Here is a 19,457-nt window from a genome sequence, read left to right as displayed (position 1 = left end):
ATGGTATCGAGTTAGCATATCTGGCAAAATAAGCCGAGCATAAAGACGCCGACAAACGGCAGGGCACCGAATGAAAACGAGCATCATCATTCCGGCAAGCAATGAGGAATCCTGGATCAGCGCATGCCTAGAAGCCGTGCTGGCATCAGAGCGCGTGGACGAAGCGCAGGTCATAGTGGTCGCCAACGGCTGCCAAGATCGAACCGTGGCCATTGCAGAACGCTATGTGCGGCTTGCAGAGGCCAAACAGTGGGAGATGGTGGTTATTGACCTGACTATTGGCAACAAGCTGCATGCGTTGAACGTGGGGGATCATCAGGCGACGGGTGATGTTCGCGTCTATCTGGATGCAGATGTTCAGGTCTCTAAACGCCTCATCCATCAGCTGGAACGCGCATTAGATCGCGAAACGCCTGCTTGGGCCAGCGGCACATTGCAAATGGCCGCCGCTAGTCGGATCAGCCGCGCCTATGGGCGATTTTGGTCGCGTGTGCCTTTCATGGCGAAATCCGTGCCGGGAGCAGGTCTGTTTGCGGTCAATACCGCTGGCCGTGCGCGTTGGGGGGAGTTTCCGGACATCATCTCTGATGACACCTACGTGCGGCTGCACTTCAAGCCGCGTGAACGGTTTGGTGTGCCCGGCACCTATGTCTGGCCCATTGCCGAAGGTTGGCGCAACTTGATCAAAGTGCGCCGACGTCAAAACCGGGGCGTGACCGAAATCGCAGATCGGTTCCCACACTTGATCAAGAATGACGATAAACGGCCCTACGCGCGGTCGCAATTGATGATGACCGCGCTCAGCTATCCGTTCAGCTTTTTGGTCTATGCCTCAGTGGCTTTGATGGTGCGGCTAACGCAAGACAATGACCAAGCCGACTGGAGCCGCGGCCGATGATGATCTTCGGCGGCGTCGGTGCACGTTGGAACAACCTGCTGCGCGGAGAGGGGCTGGCCAGCAAAGCGATGCGCGGTGGCGCGCTGACGCTGATCAGCTTTGGCGGCAGTCAGGTCCTTAGGCTTGCGTCCAACCTGATCCTGACGCGATTGTTGTTCCCGGAAGCCTTTGGTCTGATGGCTTTGGTTTACGTGTTCATGCAGGGTCTGAACAACTTTTCAGATGTTGGGATCACACCCGCGATCATGCAAAGCAAACGCGGCGATGATCCAAAGTTTCTCGACACGGCTTGGACCATCCAGATTGCGCGCGGGTTTATCCTTTGGATGGTGACTTTCGTTCTCGCTGCGCCTGCTGCGCATTTTTTTGATGCGCCGCTGTTGACGCAGCTGCTTCCGGCGATTGGCATCACGCTGTTTATTGCAGCCTTCAATCCAACGCGTCTGGACACAGCGAACCGCCATCTCAATTTCGGGCGGCTAACGATCATCGAACTTGTTACACAGATCGGCGCGCTGATCGTCGCGATCATCGCGGCCTATATCCTACAGAGCGTCTGGGCCCTTGTGATCAGCGGAATTCTCGGCGCGGTTGTGCAACTTATTCTTTTGACACGGTTTTTGCCAGGTCATCGCAATCGCTTGGCATGGGACAAGACGGCCTCTGTTGAATTGATCAACTTTGGGAAATGGGTGTTCCTCAGTACGGCTGTAGGGTTTTTCCTAAGCCAGGGCGACAAGATCATCTTGGGCAAATATCTGCAGCTCGAGACGCTGGGTATTTACAATATCGGCTTCTTTTTGGCGAGTTTCCCTTTGCTGTTGGGCGGGACAGTCACACGCCGAATATTGATCCCGATTTATCGCGAACGCCCGCCAAAGGGATCCCGCAGCAATTTTCTAAAGCTTCGCAAGATGCGCATACTCCTGTCCTTTGTGCTTCTTTCAGCACTTTCCGTGGTGGCGCTGTGGTCAGGCCCGATCATCGAACTGCTCTATGACCCGCGCTATAGGCTCGCAGGCGGAATTCTGGTAATGATTGCCTGTGCCCAACTGCCTCAGGTGATTGTTCTGACCTACGATCAGGCGGCCTTGGCGACAGGCGACACAAGGCGCTTCTTTGTGCTGACGCTGGCGCGGACCGTGCTGTTGATTGCAGGACTTTGGTTGGGGGTAGAGATCGGCGGCCTTGCTGGGGCGCTGGTGGGGCATGGGCTGGCCATGGTGGCAGTCTATCCAGTGGTGGTTTGGCTTGCGCGCCACCAAGGAACCTGGGACCCGTTGCACGATTTTTTATTTGCAGCTTTGGGCTTTGCGTTGATGGGTTTGGCGCTGTGGCTCAACCAAGACCATGTGGCAGCGGTATTCGCCCTTAATTCGCCTTGATCTGACCAATTTGGCGCTCCGATTGCGCGATACTCACAGTCGCAATCACTGGCCCAAATCGAAGGTCAGACGGCACATCGATGATCGAGTGGACTATGATAAACAATCAAGGCTCAGGCGACTGGACAGATAACGACATTGCAATCGTAGGGATGGCAGCGCATTTGCCCGGCTCGGCGACGCTGGACGCCTATTGGCAGAACTTGCGCGACGGGGTGGAGTGCATCACCCCTTTGACCGACGCTGAACTGCTAGAAGCCGGTGAAAGCAAGGCCCGTCTGCAACGCAAAAACTACGTGAAATCAGCCTCGGTTCTGGAGGCTTTTGATCACTTTGATGCAGAATTCTTTGGCCTCAGCCCCAAAGAAGCGGCGATTATGGACCCGCAGCACCGGCAGTTCCTTGAAGTCAGCTGGGAAGCCTTGGAAAACGCGGGCCATATGCCAGAGCATTTTGATGGCCCCATTGGCGTCTTTGGCGGCTGCGGCATGGGCAGCTATTTCTATTTCAACCTTTGCTCCAACCGCGATCTGGTCGACAGCACAGGCATGTTCCTGCTGCGCCACACCGGCAATGACAAAGATTTCCTGTCCACGCGTCTCAGTCATATCCTTGACCTGAAAGGGCCAAGCCTTTCGGTGCAGACCGCCTGTTCCACGTCTTTGGTGGCGGCGCATTATGCCTGCCAGTCGCTGTTGAACGGTGAATGCGACATGGCATTGGCAGGTGGCGTGACCATCGAGATGCCGCACAAACGCGGATACCTTTATGAAGAAGGCGAAATCCTATCACCCGACGGGCATTGCCGCGCCTTTGATCATCGCTCTGAAGGCACAGTTTTTGGCAGCGGGGCCGGTGTGGTTGTCTTGCGCCGCATGGCGGATGCGCTGGCAGATGGGGATCATATCTGGGCCGTTATTCGTGGCTCTGCGGTCAACAACGATGGGTCTGACAAAGCGGGCTATCTCGCCCCCTCGGTTGGGGGGCAGGCAAATGCCGTGGCTGATGCATTGGCCATGGCGGATGTCACAGCGGATACAATCGACTACGTAGAATGCCACGGGACCGGCACCTATATCGGCGACCCGATCGAAATCGCAGCGCTGACCGAAGCCTTTCGAGAGACGACGGATGAAAGCGGTTATTGCCGGGTTGGGTCGGTCAAAACCAATATCGGCCACCTTGATACTGCGGCAGGCGCGGCCAGCCTGATCAAAACCGCACTGTCGCTGCATCATCATCAGATCCCGCCCAGCCTTGGGTTTGAAAAGCCAAACCCGGTTATTGATTTTGAAACCAGCCCCTTTCAGGTCAACGATACGCTCCGCGTCTGGCCCGCCCATCGCGGTCCGCGCCGGGCTGGCGTGAATTCATTAGGCGTTGGCGGGACCAACGCACATGTCGTGCTAGAGGAAGCGCCCGCGCGCGCGGCCTCTGAACCGTCGGACTGGCCATTTCAATTGCTGACGATTTCAGGCCGCACGACCAAAGCCCTGGATGCAAACACCGCAGCCCTTGCGGCCTACCTGCGTGCCAACCCAGAGGTGGATCTGGCGGATGTGGCATACACCTTGCAAAAGGGGCGGCGTGCTTTTGAAAAACGCCGCGTGGTGGTTGCGGAAACGCCACTTGAAGCGGCAGAATTGCTCGAAGCGAACGACCAACGCCGCGTCTTTACGCACAGCGCCGAAGCTGACACGCCTGATGTCGTTTTCATGTTCCCCGGCGGCGGCGCGCAATACGTGCAGATGGCGCAGGACCTTTATGAAACAGAGCCGGTGTTTCAGGATTGGATGGATGCCGGGCTGGCAATTTTGGATGGCCTTGCAGACTATGATGCCAAGGCGCTTTGGCTGGCAAATGACATGAGCCGTGAGGCCGCAGAGGCGGAACTGAAACGCCCCTCTGTTCAGCTGCCGCTGATTATGATTGTGGAATACGCGCTGGCGCAGCTTTGGCAAAGCTGGGGCGTAACGCCAAAGGCGCTGGTCGGGCATTCCATGGGCGAAAACACTGCGGCCTGTCTGGCTGGTGTGCTGTCGTTTGAGGATTGCATTGGTCTTGTGTATCTGCGCGGCCAACTGTTTGAGCGCGTGCCTGCAGGTGGCATGTTGTCTGTGCCATTGTCCCGCGCCGCCCTAGAGCCAATGCTGGGCGATGATTTGGACATTGCAGGGGAAAATGCGCCGGAACTGACTGTCGTGACCGGGCCAGATGCAGCGCTTGAGGTTCTTCAACAATCGCTTGCTGCGCAAGATATCGAAGCGCAGCGCATTCCCATCAACATCGCGGCGCATTCGCGGATGTTGGAGCCGATCCTGAAGGACTTCGGCGACTACCTCAGCAGCATCAAGTTGAGCCCGCCGCAAATCCCGATCATCTCAAACCGCAGCGGTCAGGCACTAAGCACCGAGGAGGCCACAAGCCCAGACTACTGGGTCCGCCATTTGCGGGGTACGGTGCGCTTTTCAGATTGTATCAGCGAACTCGCCCGCGTTCCTGGGCGCATCTTCCTTGAAGTCGGACCGGGCAAGGCGCTTAGTTCGCTGGCTGGAATGCACGCCGATGTCGGGCAGGGGCGTTCAATTTCAACGCTGCGCCACCCCGAGCAAGAGATCGCGGATGATCTATATTTCATGTCGGTCCTCGGGCGGCTTTGGGCCTGTGGTGGGCAGTTTGATTGGTCGCAAATCTGGGGCGACGCGCGCCGCAACAAGGCGTTGCTGCCCAGCTATCAATTCCAGCGCTCTCGCTACTTCATTGAACGGAAGGAGACAGGTGCGGCCGGAACACGCGATATCGCGCGGCAGGATGACATCGCTAACTGGGGCTACCGCCCGGTCTGGACGCCAAGACTGGCGGAATATGATGTTGACGCCCTTGAGAACCTCGCGCTGACGGAGCCGTGTTCTTGGCTGATTTTCGTGGATGAAGCCGGGCAGGGCGCAAAGATTGCCGCGACCCTGCGCGAAGCAGGTCATTCCGTGATCGAAGTCGTGACCGGCGATGCCTTTGGCCGCCTGTCTGATACGCGCTATGTGCTTTCCCCCGAACGGGGGCGCGAAGGCTACGACCAGTTGTTGCAAGAACTGATTGCACGCGGGCAGGCCCCGAACCGGATTCTACACATGTGGCTTTTGACCTCATCTGAAACCTTCCGCCCCGGCAGCAGTTTCTTCCATCGCAATCTGGAACAGGGCTTTCATTCGCTCTTTTTCCTTGGGCAAGCGATCATTGATGAAAACCTGCCGCAGCCCGTGCATGTGACCTGTGTGACCAATGGCGCGGCCTCTTTGGGTCGCGCGCCGCTCTCCTATCCTGAGAAGGCAACCATCCGCGGCCCGCTTGGGGTTTTGCCGCGCGAGGTTCAGGGCATGACCTGCGCCAGCATAGATGTTGCTGAAACCGACGGTTTGGATGACTGCTTGCTCGAAGACCTGATCGCACCGCCTCGGTCCTTCCAAGCGGCCTATCGTGACGGCAAACGGTTTGAATTGTCTCATAAAGCAGTTGCCTTGCCCGAAGGCCGGGAAACACACTGGGAGAAAGGCAAAACCTACCTGATCTCCGGCGGGTTCGGTGGCATCGGCGTCAGCGTGGCGCGTGAAATGCTTAGCGCCGGGGCCAATGTCGCACTTCTTGGGCGGCGTGCATTGCCAGACCGGTCAGACTGGTTGCGGATCACTTCCTTCAGCAATGAAACCGACAAAGACGCGCGTCTGATCCGTACCGTGCAAAGCTTGGAGCAATTGGGCGGCAAGCTGCGCGTGTTGACAGCGGATGTTTGCAACATCTCGGACATGCGCGCGGCGGCTGACACCCTGCGCGACGAATTCGGCGCGATCCATGGTGTGATCCATGCGGCGGGGGCAATTGACGATGCGCCTTTGCTCAGCAAAACGGCTGCACAGGTCGAAGACGTGCTGGCCCCAAAAATCCACGGCACAATGGTGCTTGATCAGGTTTTCGCGGATGGCGATCTGGAGTTTCTGACGCTGTTTTCTTCCACATCAACCGTCCTGACGCCCGCAGGGCAGGTCGATTATGTGGCGGCCAACACCTTCCTCAATGCCTATGCTGACAGCCGCAAGGGCGACAAAACCAAGGTCACGGCGGTGAACTGGGGCATTTGGTCCGATGTCGGCATGGCTGCTGATGCCATCGCGGGCGACGCGACCCAGAACAACAAAGGCACTGCGCGGGATATCACATCGCCGACATTGCAAAGCGTGCGCGTGGATGGCGACGGCACAATCGTCTTCCAAACCGAGGTTTCCACGGCAAATTGCTGGATGCTAGACCAGCACCGCACCCGCGAGGGTGCTGCTATTATGCCCGGCACAGGATATTTGGAACTGATCGCTGAGGCGATGCAGGCGCTGAATGAAAACGCCGCCTATGAGGTGCGCGACCTGACCTTCCTGCGTGCGCTGCACGTCGCTGATAGCGCCTCACGTCAAGTGCAAATCCACCTGCGTCCGGATGACCGTGGCTATGCGGTCGAGGTTTTGTCTGACCACGGCGACGCATTCCTGCGTCACGCCGAGGGCAGGGTTGCTATGGCCGCTTTGAAACCTGCGCAAGCGTTTGACTTTGATCAGATTTCAGCGCGCTGCAATACACAACGAGACCAAGCCGAAACCGGCCACCTCAAGACCCCGCAAGAGGCCCATTTGGCCTTTGGTAAACATTGGCATGTCCTGCGCCAATACGCGCTGGGCGCGGGTGAGGGCATTGCGGTGCTGTCGCTGAATGATGATTTGGCAAAGGCGTCACAGACGCTTCCGCTTCATCCGGGTCTCTTGGACATCGGGACCGGCTGGGCGATGTCGCTGATCGAAGGCTACACAGCCCGCCACCTTTGGGTGCCCGTTTCCTACGGGGCGTTGCGTCATTATGGCACTTTGCCCACAACCGTGCACAGCTGGGTTAAAGCCGTGCGCGGTGCGTCGTCTGATGGCAGCGTCAGCTTTGACATTGTGCTTGCCGACACCCAAGGTCGCGTCTGTGTCGAGGTCGATGGCCTGACCCTCCGACGTTTGGAAAGCGCGTTTTCACCCCAATCGCTGCCTGCACCGCGCGAAGCTGAATTGGTGCGGGATACGCCAGCACAACGTCACGCGCTGTCAGCGAATGAACAAAGGCTGCAAGACACGCTCGCTATGGGCATCACCGCTGATGAGGGGCCAGAGGCCCTGCGCCGTGCCATGGCCCTTGGCCAAAGCAGCGTTGTTGTCAGTTCCGTCGATGTTGATGACCTGCTCTGGCAGGTTAACGATGTGAGTGCCGCAGCCGATCAAGACAGTCAGGGATTTGAACGCCCTGATCTCGACGTTGATTTCGTTGCACCCCGCAATGATGTCGAGCGCACGCTGACCGGTTTTTGGCAGGACCTTCTGGGCATCGAACAGGTCGGAATTCAGGACAACTTCTTTGATCTTGGCGGCCATTCTCTGATTGCGGTGCGGCTGTTTGCGATGGTGAAAAAGGCCTATCGCACAGAGTTCCCGATCTCGGTCCTGTTTGAGGCCCCTACGGTTGAAGCCTGCGCAGCCCTGATCATTGATCGCATCGGCGAAGAGGCCGCAACGGCGACAGATGCCCCGGCCCAAGCCGCCACTGCCATCGCACCAGAACGGCGCTATACGCATATCGTGCCGATGCATCAGGCTGGCGACTCGGACAAAACACCGTTTTTCCTCGTGGCGGGGATGTATGGCAATGTGTTGAACCTGCGCCACCTTGCCCATCTTGTTGGGGCGGACCGGCCGTTTTACGGGCTGCAAGCGCGCGGGTTGTTTGGCGACGCTGCTCCGCATGACGATCTGGTGGAGGCGGCGCGCGATTACCTTGTGGAACTGCGGCAAGTCCAGCCCCATGGCCCCTACATGCTTGGTGGCTTCTCAGGCGGCGGCTTGACCGCCTATGAGTTGGCGCGGCAGCTTAAAGCCGAGGGCGAGGAGGTCTCGCTTTTGGTGATGCTTGATACGCCTTTGCCCGTGCGTCGCGCACTGACCCGAGAGGACCGCCTGCGCATCAAGTGGTTGGAACTTAAGAAAGAAGGCCCGGCGTTTCTGTGGAAATGGGTCAAGAACCGCGTTCTGTGGGAACTGTCCAAACGCCGCGCGCCAGAGGTGACCGCAGAGGACAGCACAGATTTCCACAATGCAGAGATCGAAGCTGCCTTCTACCGCGCCCTGCCGAAGTATGACGTGCAGCCTTGGACAGGCCGCGTTGCGCTTTATCGCCCGCCATTGGTCGGCACCTGGAAGGTCGGTGCAGACCGTTGGGTGAATTCAGAACGGACGTATGTCTTGCATGACAATGATTGGGGGCAGTTCTTGGATGACCTCCACGTGACCGAGGTGCCGGGCGACCACGACAGTATGGTGCTGGAACCCAACGTGCGTGTGCTGGCGGCCCATATTCGCAAAGAGATCGAAAAAGCCGAACGTGGCTCTGCCGTGATCCTGCCTTTCCGCAAGGGGGCGGCGTAGCCATGCCGCAGAAAACCGTTCTGGCCATCATTCTGAACTACCGCACCGCCGACATGACTTTGCAGGCCGCAGTGGCGACGGTGGCTGAAATGGATGGGATCGCGGGCAAGATCCTGATCGTGGACAACGACAGCCGCGATGGCTCTTTTGAAAATCTGTCGGCGGCGGTTGTTGCAAAAGGCTGGGCGTCCGACCGGGTTGAGGTCCTTCAATCCGGGCGCAATGGCGGGTTTGGTGCAGGCAATAATGTCGGGATCACGCATGGACTTGCCACTGGTATCGATGGGCACTTGCCAGACTATATCTATATCCAAAATTCTGACGCTTTCCCGCATGACGGGGCCATTCAGGCGCTAATGCATTATCTAGATCACAATTCAGATGTGGGCTTGGCTGGCAGTTACATCCACGGCCCCGACGGCGACCCGCATCTAACGGCCTTTCGCTTTCCAACCATGGCAGGCGAATTTGAAGGCGCCGCGCGCTTGGGGCCGGTTAGCAAGCTGTTGAAACACGCAATTGTCCCCATGCCGATTCCCGAAACCACCTGCACCGTTGACTGGTGCGCTGGGGCGTCGGTTCTGATCCGGCGCGAGGTGTTGGAACAGATCGGCCTCTTTGACGAAGCGTTCTTTCTGTATTTCGAAGAGACCGACCTTTGCCTACGGGCTGCGCGGGCGGGTTGGAAAACCGCCTATGTGCGTGAAAGCTGCGTTACCCACATCGGGTCTGTGTCGACAGGTATGAAAACATGGGATCGCATCCCCGGTTTCTGGCTGGAGTCCCGTTTGCATTACTTCACCGTCAACCACGGCAGGCTTTATGCGCTGGGCGCGACGCTTGCCCATTTGACCGGCGGCGCCATTGCGTCGGTGCGCGCCAAGCTGCGGGGGAAATCCACAGGTCAGCCCAAATATTTCCTCATTGATATGGCAAAACATGCCTTGAAAACGGGGACTCGTGGACAACTGCGAAAATCCCGCAAGATCGCATTTCCCAAGGCAAAAAAGGCCCTGGCAGGAGCAGAGTAATGAATTTGGACCGCGCAGACGCCTCAAGCAAACGCTCAGCCGTGCTGATCGGGAATGAGTCGTTGCTGGTGCAATGCGCAGAGCTTTGGCTGCAGGCGGGCCATGAAATTGCCATGATTGCCACGCGCAACCCGGACATATTGCGTTGGGCGAAGAATGCAGGGCACTCGGTTCAGGAAACAGCAGACCGTCTGGCTGATTTGGTTTTGCCCAAGGGCTTTGACTGGCTGCTCAGCATCGCAAATCTTGATCTTATCCCGGATGATCTCTTGGCGCGGGCCAATTTGGGCGCTGTGAATTTCCACGACGGACCATTGCCGCGTTATGCTGGTCTGAATGCGCCGGTCTGGGCACGACTGAATGGTGAAACCACGCATGGCGTCACGTGGCATCTGATCGAAAGTAAGGTCGATGCGGGCGATATTCTGGTGCAAAGGTCCTTTCCCGTCACAGAAAAGGACACGGCGCTCAGCCTGAATGCCAAATGCTTTGAAGCCGCGATTGACAGTTTCCCAGAGGTGATCACGGCGCTTTCTGGTGACGTGCTACCGCGTCAGGCGCAAGTATTTGAAGACCGCTCATACTTCGGGCGCACCGCACGTCCTGAAGCCGCAGGATTTCTGGATTTTACCAAGCCAAGCGACGCCTTGGTCGCACTTGTCCGCGCGCTGGATCACGGGGCGTATTTTAACCCGCTTTGTGTGCCGAAAATCAGGTTAAACGGCAAAGTTCTGCAAGTCCGTAAGATTGAGCCGCGCCCAGAAGGTGGCGACGCAGGTACAATCGTCAGCGCAGATGAAAACGCGCTTCAGGTCGCATGTGCAAATGGCTCTGTGACATTGAGTGGACTTTGTGACCTGTCTGGCGACCCGTTTGAAATTGCAGCTAGCGATGCCCTTATTGGTCAAAAACTGTCTTATCCTGTCGATGCCGCTGGCCTCACGAAACGAATGAAATCGGTCGCATCAGACGACGCCGCGTGGCGGAAAGACCTGTCTGGATTTGCGCCTTTGCGTTTGCCGTTGGTTGCCGCGGTTAAGAATCTAGATGGGGACACAACTGACTGGCAAAGCTTGGAAATTCACGGTCTCAAAGATCTGTCCATGGCGGATCGTGTGGCGGCTGTTCACCTCTTTGCGAAACTCAGCGGAGCCGAAGATGGTACGCAAATCGCGTATCGTCATGCTGGTCTCTCGATCGCCGATTGCGTCCTTTCGCCATGGGTGCCAATGCCTTTGCTTGCGACCACAGAAGATGATGTTGCGACGCTCCGACAAAATACTGAGGACGCCCTTTCGACTCTACATGGCAGAGACACCTTCGCGCTTGATCTGATTTCACGCGCACCAGAGTTGTCGGCCCTGCAAACGCCTGATCTGGAAGTTTTACCGTCCGCTGAGAAGGAACCTTCCAAAGGCGTCGCGGTGTCGGTGGTTTTTGATACAGACCGATCCTGTTTGCGCTATGACGCGGCGCGCGTCACCGCCGACCACGCAATTCTGTTGAAAACCCGGCTGGAACACATCCTTGCAGAACTTGCCAAGGGTCAAACATCGGTCCGGAAATTGCTGTCCGTTCCAGAAAGTGAGCGACTGGCCCTGCTGAAGGCCGCACAGGGACCAACAGCAGACATCGACCCACAGGCGACCGTTCACGCGGCCATTGCCATTCAAGCGCAAGCGTCGCCAGACGTCACCGCCTTGGTCTTTGAAGATCAGGCGCTGACCTATGCAGAGCTTGACGCGCGCGCAGGGGCTTGGGCCACGAAGTTGATCCGCGAAGGCGTCGAAAAAGGCGATATCATCGGTGTGCATTGCCGTCGCTCACTCGATCTCGTTGTGGCCTGCCTTGCGATTTGGAAAGCAGGGGCCGCCTATTTACCGTTGGACCCGAGTTTTCCGCAGGACCGCCTGTCGATCTATCTGGAAGACAGCGCCGCGAAACTGGTGGTTTCACAAAGTGAGATTGCGAAAGACCTACCGACGTCCGCAGCGCGCGTGTTGTTGATCGACGCAGAAGCGCCGCCAGATGAGGTCGCGACCCCTGCCGAACAGGTCACCGGCGCAGACTTAGCTTACCTTATGTTCACCTCCGGCTCGACCGGTCGGCCCAAGGGCGTGATGGTGGAGCACAGCAATGTCATCAATTTCTTTGCGGGTATGGATGACCGCGTACAGGCAGACGCCAGCGCGACTTGGATGGCGGTCACCAGCCTTTCGTTTGATATCTCGGTCTTGGAACTGTTCTACACGCTGTCGCGCGGTCATAAGGTCGTGCTGTCTGGCGATGAAAAGGCCACACAACTGTCTGATGGGCCGCTGCGTGGGCGCGCTTCGGGCATGGAGTTCAGCCTTTATTATTGGGGCAACGACGACGGTGCCGGTCGCGACAAATACCGCCTGCTGCTGGAAGGCGCGCAGTTTGCCGACGAAAACGGTTTCTGCGCGGTCTGGACGCCAGAGCGGCATTTCCACGCTTTTGGCGGACCATACCCGAACCCATCGGTGACGGGGGCAGCCGTGGCCGGGACCACGCGCAATATCGGTGTGCGCGCGGGCAGCTGCGTTGCGCCGTTGCACCATACGGCACGTATCGCCGAAGAATGGTCTGTCATTGACAACCTCACAAATGGCCGGGCCGGGCTGGCCATCGCCAGCGGCTGGCAGCCGGATGATTTTGTCCTGCGCCCAGAGAACACTCCGCCTGCCAACAAAGAGGTAATGTTCCAGCAAATCGCAGACCTGCGCAAACTCTGGCGCGGAGAAGCCGTGGAATTCCCGCGTGCCGATGGTCAAATGCACGCCGTTGTGACGCAGCCACGGCCCGTGTCCAAAGAACCCGATATCTGGGTGACCACCGCCGGAAACCCCGAAACATGGAAAGAGGCCGGGCGCAATGGGGCTCATATCCTAACCCACCTCTTGGGGCAGAGCATCTCTGAGGTTGCGGATAAGATTAAACTTTACCACGCAGCGCTGCGCGAGGCGGGGCATCGCCCCGAAGACTTCAAAGTCACGCTGATGCTGCACAGCTTTATTGCAGAAGATCGCGAAACCGCCCGCGACATCGCGCGCGAGCCGATGAAAGATTACCTGCGTTCCGCCGCCGGTTTGATCAAACAATACGCCTGGGCCTTCCCGGCGTTTAAGAAACCCGAAGGCGTCAACAACCCGTTTGAGCTCGACCTAGGGAGCCTGAGCGATGATGAGATGGACGGCATCCTTGATTTCGCCTTCCAGCGGTATTTCGAGGACTCGGGGCTATTTGGCACAGTCGATGATTGTATCGCCCGGGCGGATGAGTTGAAGCGCATTGGCGTGACTGAAATCGCTTGCTTGATCGATTATGGCATCGACACCGATGTGGTGCTTGAGGGGCTGCGCCCCTTGACCGAGGTCGTGGCTGCCTGTCAGGGCGAGGTCACGGTTGATCCGTCTGATATGTCCATCGCCGGTCAAATCATGCGCCATGGCGTAACCCATATGCAATGCACCCCGTCGATGGCGCGCATGTTCTGTATGAATGATGAGGCGTCAATGGCGCTGCGCCAACTCGATCACCTTTTCCTTGGCGGTGAGGCACTGCCCGCGGGACTGGTTGCGCAATTGGCAGAGCGCACGGATGCCAAGATTACAAATATGTACGGGCCAACTGAAACAACCATTTGGTCCACCACCGCGCCTGTCACGGGCGCAGATGCGATTGCCAATATCGGCACGCCTATCACCAATACAACGACCCATGTTGTGGACGATAACCTGCAGCCGGTGCCGTTTGGCGTGGCGGGTGAGTTGCTGATTGGTGGTGATGGCGTCACGCGCGGCTATCTCGGGCGCGAAGACCTGACGCAGGATCGGTTTGTCCCAGATGATTTGTCGGGTCAGCCAGCGGGGCAGGGGCGTCTTTATCGCACCGGCGACCTTGTGCGGCGGCGTTTGGACGGTGTTCTGGACTTTATTGGGCGTGTGGATCACCAGGTGAAGATCCGTGGCTACCGTATCGAACTCGGTGAAATCGAGCGCCGCATCGAAGACCTTGAGGGGATATCGCAAGCGGTTGTTATCGTCCGCGAAGACACCCCCGGCGATGTGCGACTGGTGGCCTATCACAAAGGCCCTGTTGCCGAAGACCTTATGCGGTCGCATCTTGCGGCGCATTTGCCAAGTTACATGGTGCCCAGCCGATTTGTCCGCGTGGCGGAATTCCCGCTGACGCCAAATAAAAAGATCGACCGCAAAGCATTGCCGGCACCAAAAGAGCGCCGCGCAGAATCTGCGCCGCAGCCAAGCGCCGCCCCAGTTGGTGCAGAAGGGGCCGCCGTGATGCCACAGATCGCAGCCCTTTGGTCACGTATCTTGGGGGTCAATAATATCTCTGCGGGCGACAATTTCTTTGACCTTGGCGGGCACAGCCTGCTGGCCGTTCAGGCGCACCGCGATATGCGCGATACGCTTGGTTTCAAACAGGTTTCGATCACCGATATCTTCCGGTTCCCGACACTCGGCGCATTGTCTGCGCGGATCGAGGCGATTTGCGGCCTTGAAGTGGGAACCGCAAAACAAACCAATACTCTGCAGGCAGAAGCTGCAGCCGGGCAAACGCCGACACAAGCGTCCCCCGATCAGGCAAAGTCCCGCCAATCCACCATGGCCAAACGACGGATGATGCGCGCACGCCGTCGGGAGAAAATCTCATGACCACACAACTTCGTCGCCTATCGATGCTTGAAATGAACGTTCGATCTCTAGTGCCAGCCGGTGTGGCCGTTGCTGTGACGTCTCCCCACGCAGCCCCAGAACCCCTTTGGCCGGCAGAGGCGTCTGCAATTTCAAACGCAGTGCCTGCACGCCAAATGGAATTCGCAGCCGGGCGTATGGCAGCGCGACGGGCCTTGCTGGCCTTGGGGCGCGCACCGTCCGCCATTCCGATGGATCGGGATCGTTCTCCGGTTTGGCCAAGTGCCGTGGTTGGCAGCATCACGCATGACGACAAATCCTGCATTGCGATTGTCGCCGAACGGGATCGCTTCCGCGCGCTTGGCGTGGATGTAGAACCGGCTTTGCCGCTTGAGGCAGACGTGTTTTCCGAAATCTGCCGCCCAGAAGAATTGGCCTGGCTGCGCCAACTGCCGTTTCAATCCCGGGGAATCGTGGCGCGGCGTTTCTTTAGCGCCAAAGAAGCCATCTACAAATGCCAATACACGGTCAGCCGGACTTTGATTGATTTCAAAGCCTTGTCCGTGGTTTTTGATAAACAGGGCCGTTTTGACGCGCGCCTGATGCGCGATGTCGAAGGGTTTGCACAGGGCAGTATCTTCCGTGGCCTCACCAGCAATTCAGGTGAACAGATCATCAGCCTGTGTCATATTGCCGAAGGTGTCGAATTTGGCAGCGAGTTTCCAAATTCGGTCATCGGATAAACACATTGCTTGGGCATAGCTGAACCAACGATAAGGGTTGCCCGGCAAGGGACGGCCAAAATGTGAGGCAATTGCGATGAACAGGCTGTCGACGCTTGATGAAATCTTTGGCGCATTTCTGCGCCACATCGTGCTTTTGGCGCTGATCGTTGCGGCGGGTGTTGCTGCGTCATTGTTCTACGCCGTCAGCCTGCCAAGAGAATACGAAGCCGTTGCCGTAATCCAGATTGAGCAAGCGCAGGTGCAGGCGCCCGAGTTTGGTGGGTCCTCTTCGGTCAACGCGCGGACCCTGCAGCAACTGCAAATCATTGAACAACGCGTAATGTCTCGTGACAATCTTTTGGCCATTATCGAAGCCGAAAACCTGTTCGCAGACGTTCCGGACATATCGGATTCCGACAAAGTGTTTGCGTTGCGTCTTGGGGCACGCGTGGTGCGGGTGACAGATCCTGCTTTGGCATGGCGTCCTGACATTATTCCGACAGCACTGAATATCACCGTACGCATGGGCGACCCTGAAGTTGCAGCGCGTGTTGCCAACACTTTGGTCAACAACGTGCTCGCCCAGAACAAAAACCGCCGCGAGGAACGCGCTGCCGAGGCGCTTGCGTTTTTTGAAAGCGAAGAGGCGCGGCTGGGCGCAGATATCGAAAAGCTTGAAACTGAAATTGCCGAATTCAAACAAAAGAACGGCGATAGCCTAAATGCAGGGTTGACGCTGAAACGTGAAGAACTTGCACGCACGCGACAAGAGCGGTTGGAGTTAGAACGGCAGATTATTGAACTGACCGCAGGCAATCGCGGTTCTCGTAATACATTGGTGGCAAACCGGTTGGCGCAGCTGCAGGAGCAAGCCGCACTTTTGGATGTTCAGATCCGTCAGACCACAGCCCTGATACAAGTAGCGCCGAATATTGAACGAGAACTCAGCGCTTTGGAGCGTGAGTTGCAACGGCTGACGGACCAGTATTTGGTCATTACCCGCAATCAGGCAGAGGCCGAAATGTCTTTGATGCTGCAAGCGAGCCAGCAGGGCGAAAGCTTTCAAATACTCGAAACCGCAGTTGCCCCGGAAACACCAATTGCCCCCAATCGAAAACGCATCGCGTTTCTGGGCTGCATCCTTTCAGGTCTCGCAGGCATCGTTGCGGTTGTGATCCTTGAAATGCGAAACCCAATCATTCGCACCGAAGCCCAACTCGAGCGTCAGCTGGGTCTGCGTGCAGTTGCTGTGATCCCGCTTGTTCATGTCGCACGCGAGCGCACGTGGCGTCGGATTTTCTGGACCATAGGATTGCTTGTATTCGCGCTCGCGACTTTGGCGGTTTTGGCCTTCGTTTCAGTCAGATAATCACCGTAGGTTGCGACACAATTTGGCGCCCTCTGGGCGCCATTTTTGTCTCTCAGTTCCAGGGCAATAGAATCAAATTGCAACTTTGAATTGAAAGCCTCGAATGTATTTTCTGTATCTGCGAACAAGTCGGGCAGAGCGCTGAATTTGGTTCCGTTTTGGAAACCGTATTTATTGAAGAAATCGAAACAGACAATCATAAATTGTAGAATTATTGCGATTTCGTTAACAGATAACCCGTCCACTTCCTGAAATGTGTCGCTTTTTTGGCCTCAAAATCAGAGATTTTCCATAAATCACATATAAAACAACATATTATACCTAAAGGAGAGTGGCGGAAATGTGGACGAATTCTGCCAAATTTGATATAAATATATGGCGAGTTGGGTCTAAAGATTATCCAAGCAACAAACTGACACGGATTTGCGTCGGCTGACAGGGTCAGCCATTCGGGGGCAACGAAGCGTAAATTCTCACTGGTCTGAGGCAGATCAGAACGCTGTGGTTTCAGCGCGTGTCTTCTTGTGTTTGGCCGATCTGTATGAGGAAGTGGTATGGCCTATTTAGATAAGCGCGATGTCGCGCTGAAGACACAGTTTGGGAACCTGGCCCCTGGGTTCTACCGCAACGTAGCCAAGCGCTGTTTTGACGTTGGCGTTGTTATGATTTTGGTTTTGCCCGTCGGTTTTGTGGTGATGGTTCTGGCCGTTGCACTGATGCTTGAGGGCGCATCGCCTTTCTACGTCCAAAAACGCATTGGGCAGAATGGTCGCCAGTTCAATATGCTGAAACTGCGCAGCATGGTGCGTGATGCAGACCGTATTCTGGCTAACTTTCTTGCCGATAATCCTGCGGCGAAAGCTGAGTGGGACGAAAAGCAAAAGCTGCGCGATGATCCGCGGATCACACCTTTGGGACGTTTGATCCGCAAAACTTCATTGGATGAACTTCCGCAGCTTTGGAACGTGCTGAAGGGCGATATGTCTCTCGTTGGCCCACGCCCAATGATGCCCTGCCAGAAAGATATCTATCCTGGCAAAGCCTACTACGACATGCGCCCCGGCATCACTGGCCTTTGGCAGGTCTCAGAACGGAATGAAAGCAGCTTTGCAGAGCGCGCATTTTACGACAACCGTTACCACGATGACCTGAGCCTTGCCTCTGATCTTTCCATTCTGGTCAAAACTGTTTCGGTCGTGGCGCGCGCGACGGGTCAATAAACAAGACGCTTAGAAAACACGCCACGAAATGGGCGTGTTTTTTTTGTTTATTTGACGTGATTTCTCGTCAGACTGAGCCACAGCCGCCCAATACGTTGCGTGGGGTGGACAGCAAGGTGCGCAAAAGCAAAATCAGGACAGATGCCCAATAGCATTGCCTATATCGTTTTGGCCGCATGGCCGCTTGTGATGTTTGTTTCCTTCAAACGGATGCCGGTTGGGCGTGCGCTGATCTGGTCGTTTTTGGGCGCCTATTTGCTGCTACCTCCGCTGCCGACGGCTTTTGATTTTCCCTTGATGCCGCCCTTGAACAAGCTGACGCTTCCGAACTTGGCGGCGCTGTTCATGGTCATCTTTGTTGCCCGTGAAAAAGTGGAATTCTTCCCGCAATCCAACTGGGTGAAGGCGGTGATGCTATGCTTTATTTTCAGTCCCGCACTCACGGTTCTGACCAACCCTGAACCTGTGCTCTTTGCCCAAGGTGGCCTGCGTGGACTCTATGCGATGGATATCGTGGCGCTTGTAATTAACCAGGCGATTATTCTGATTGGGTTTGTCTTGGCGCGCCAGTTCCTTTTCAAGCCAGAACATCTACGAGATCTCTTGATGGCCTTGATGATCGCAGGCGTGGTCTACAGCTTCCCGATGCTGCTCGAGGTGCGCCTGAGTCCGCAATTGAACATTTGGATCTATGGCTATTTTCAGCACGTCTTTGAACAGATGATCCGGGCGGGGGGCTATCGGGCAATCGTCTTTTTGTCGCACGGCATCTGGGCTGCGTTTTTTATTATGACGGCCCTCTCGGCAGCCGTGATACTCTGGCGCAACGCCGCAGGGAAACGTCGGTCAGCAAAGTTTATCGCTGGCGTTTTTCTGGCGGGGGTCCTTGTGTTGAACAAAACCCTAAGTCCTGTGCTTTATGCGATGGTGCTGATTGCATTGGTTGTGTTTGCGAACTGGAAAATTCAAGCACGTGTCGCGCTTCTATTGGCTGTTCTGACGCTCGCCTATCCGTTGGCCAAACTGGTCGACATCGTGCCTGAAGAGCAAATTCTTGCCGCAGCCACAAGCGTTAGCGCAGAACGCGCGAATTCATTGCAGTTCCGGTTCGATAATGAAAACCTGCTGTTTGAACGCGCTATGGAAAAGCCGCTCTTTGGCTGGGGGTCCTGGGGGCGCAATCACCTACACGACCCAATTGACGGTACCATTCGCACGGTCACCGACGGTCGGTGGATTATTGCCGTTGGTGTCTTTGGCTGGATCGGTTTCCTTGCAGAGTTTGGTCTTTTGGCAGCTCCCATTTTTGCCTTCTACCGGCTTGCCGGATCGGAACAGGCAACGCGCCGAAGGCTAAATCGTGCGCAGGTGGAAACGTCGATTCCCCTTCGGAAAACCTCGGCAGAACGTCAAGTGGACCAGGTGATCTCTCAGCTTGGTGGTGGATTGTCGTTGCTCTTGGCCCTAAATCTCGTCGACCTATTGCCCAATGCCACTTTGACGCCGATCACCTGGCTTATTGCCGGGGCGCTGCTGGGATATTGTGAGCAGCTCCGCACGCAGTTGAAAGAAATGGCGTCAGGGCGAAGGAAGTCCGCCCTTGAAGCGTCCAATCGCATCACAGTGGAAACAGGGCCAAGGACCATTCTTTAGCAG

At 56.6% G+C, this 19,457-nt stretch carries 9 protein-coding genes; all 9 read left to right on the top strand.

Going from position 1 to position 19,457, the window contains the following annotated elements:
• The first annotated feature begins 70 nt into the window (after positions 1-70).
• The gene (locus tag BUA39_RS12585; RefSeq protein ID WP_072793569.1) at positions 71-898 is read left to right on the top strand and encodes a glycosyltransferase; all 828 of its coding nucleotides are present in this window, start codon (positions 71-73) and stop codon (positions 896-898) included.
• Entirely contained in the window at positions 895-2,283 is a 1,389-nt protein-coding gene (locus BUA39_RS12580; RefSeq protein WP_242648598.1) for an oligosaccharide flippase family protein, read from the top strand. Before BUA39_RS12585 ends, BUA39_RS12580 begins: the two co-directional genes overlap by 4 nt.
• A 95-nt stretch (positions 2,284-2,378) precedes the next feature.
• On the top strand, positions 2,379-8,780 hold the full coding sequence (locus BUA39_RS12575; RefSeq protein ID WP_084604980.1) for a type I polyketide synthase: 6,402 nt from the start codon (positions 2,379-2,381) through the stop codon (positions 8,778-8,780).
• Between the two features lie 2 nt (positions 8,781-8,782).
• Positions 8,783-9,811 carry a glycosyltransferase family 2 protein gene (locus BUA39_RS12570; protein ID WP_072793567.1) on the top strand — a complete coding sequence of 343 codons (1,029 nt, stop codon included), beginning with the start codon at positions 8,783-8,785 and terminating at the stop codon, positions 9,809-9,811.
• Complete coding sequence (locus tag BUA39_RS12565; RefSeq protein WP_072793566.1) at positions 9,811-14,508, top strand: MupA/Atu3671 family FMN-dependent luciferase-like monooxygenase; 4,698 nt, start codon at positions 9,811-9,813, stop codon at positions 14,506-14,508. Before BUA39_RS12570 ends, BUA39_RS12565 begins: the two co-directional genes overlap by 1 nt.
• Positions 14,505-15,230 (top strand): 4'-phosphopantetheinyl transferase family protein, encoded by a 726-nt coding sequence (locus BUA39_RS12560; RefSeq protein WP_084604968.1) that lies wholly within the window; start codon positions 14,505-14,507, stop codon positions 15,228-15,230. Before BUA39_RS12565 ends, BUA39_RS12560 begins: the two co-directional genes overlap by 4 nt.
• Before the next feature lie 76 nt (positions 15,231-15,306).
• Positions 15,307-16,581, top strand: coding sequence for a GumC family protein (locus BUA39_RS12555; RefSeq protein WP_072793565.1), 1,275 nt, complete (start codon positions 15,307-15,309; stop codon positions 16,579-16,581).
• Positions 16,582-17,135: 554 nt separating this feature from the next.
• A complete protein-coding gene (locus tag BUA39_RS12550; RefSeq protein ID WP_072793564.1) occupies positions 17,136-17,801 on the top strand; it encodes a sugar transferase in 666 nt (221 codons plus the stop codon).
• A 141-nt stretch (positions 17,802-17,942) separates the two neighbouring features.
• On the top strand, positions 17,943-19,454 hold the full coding sequence (locus BUA39_RS12545) for a hypothetical protein (RefSeq protein ID WP_072793563.1): 1,512 nt from the start codon (positions 17,943-17,945) through the stop codon (positions 19,452-19,454).
• The last annotated feature ends 3 nt before the right edge of the window (positions 19,455-19,457 follow it).

It is taken from the genome of Cognatishimia maritima (assembly GCF_900129685.1).
Lineage (GTDB): Bacteria > Pseudomonadota > Alphaproteobacteria > Rhodobacterales > Rhodobacteraceae > Cognatishimia > Cognatishimia maritima.
Note: the sequence above shows the minus strand (reverse complement) of the source record. Positions and strands in the feature narration are given on the sequence as shown.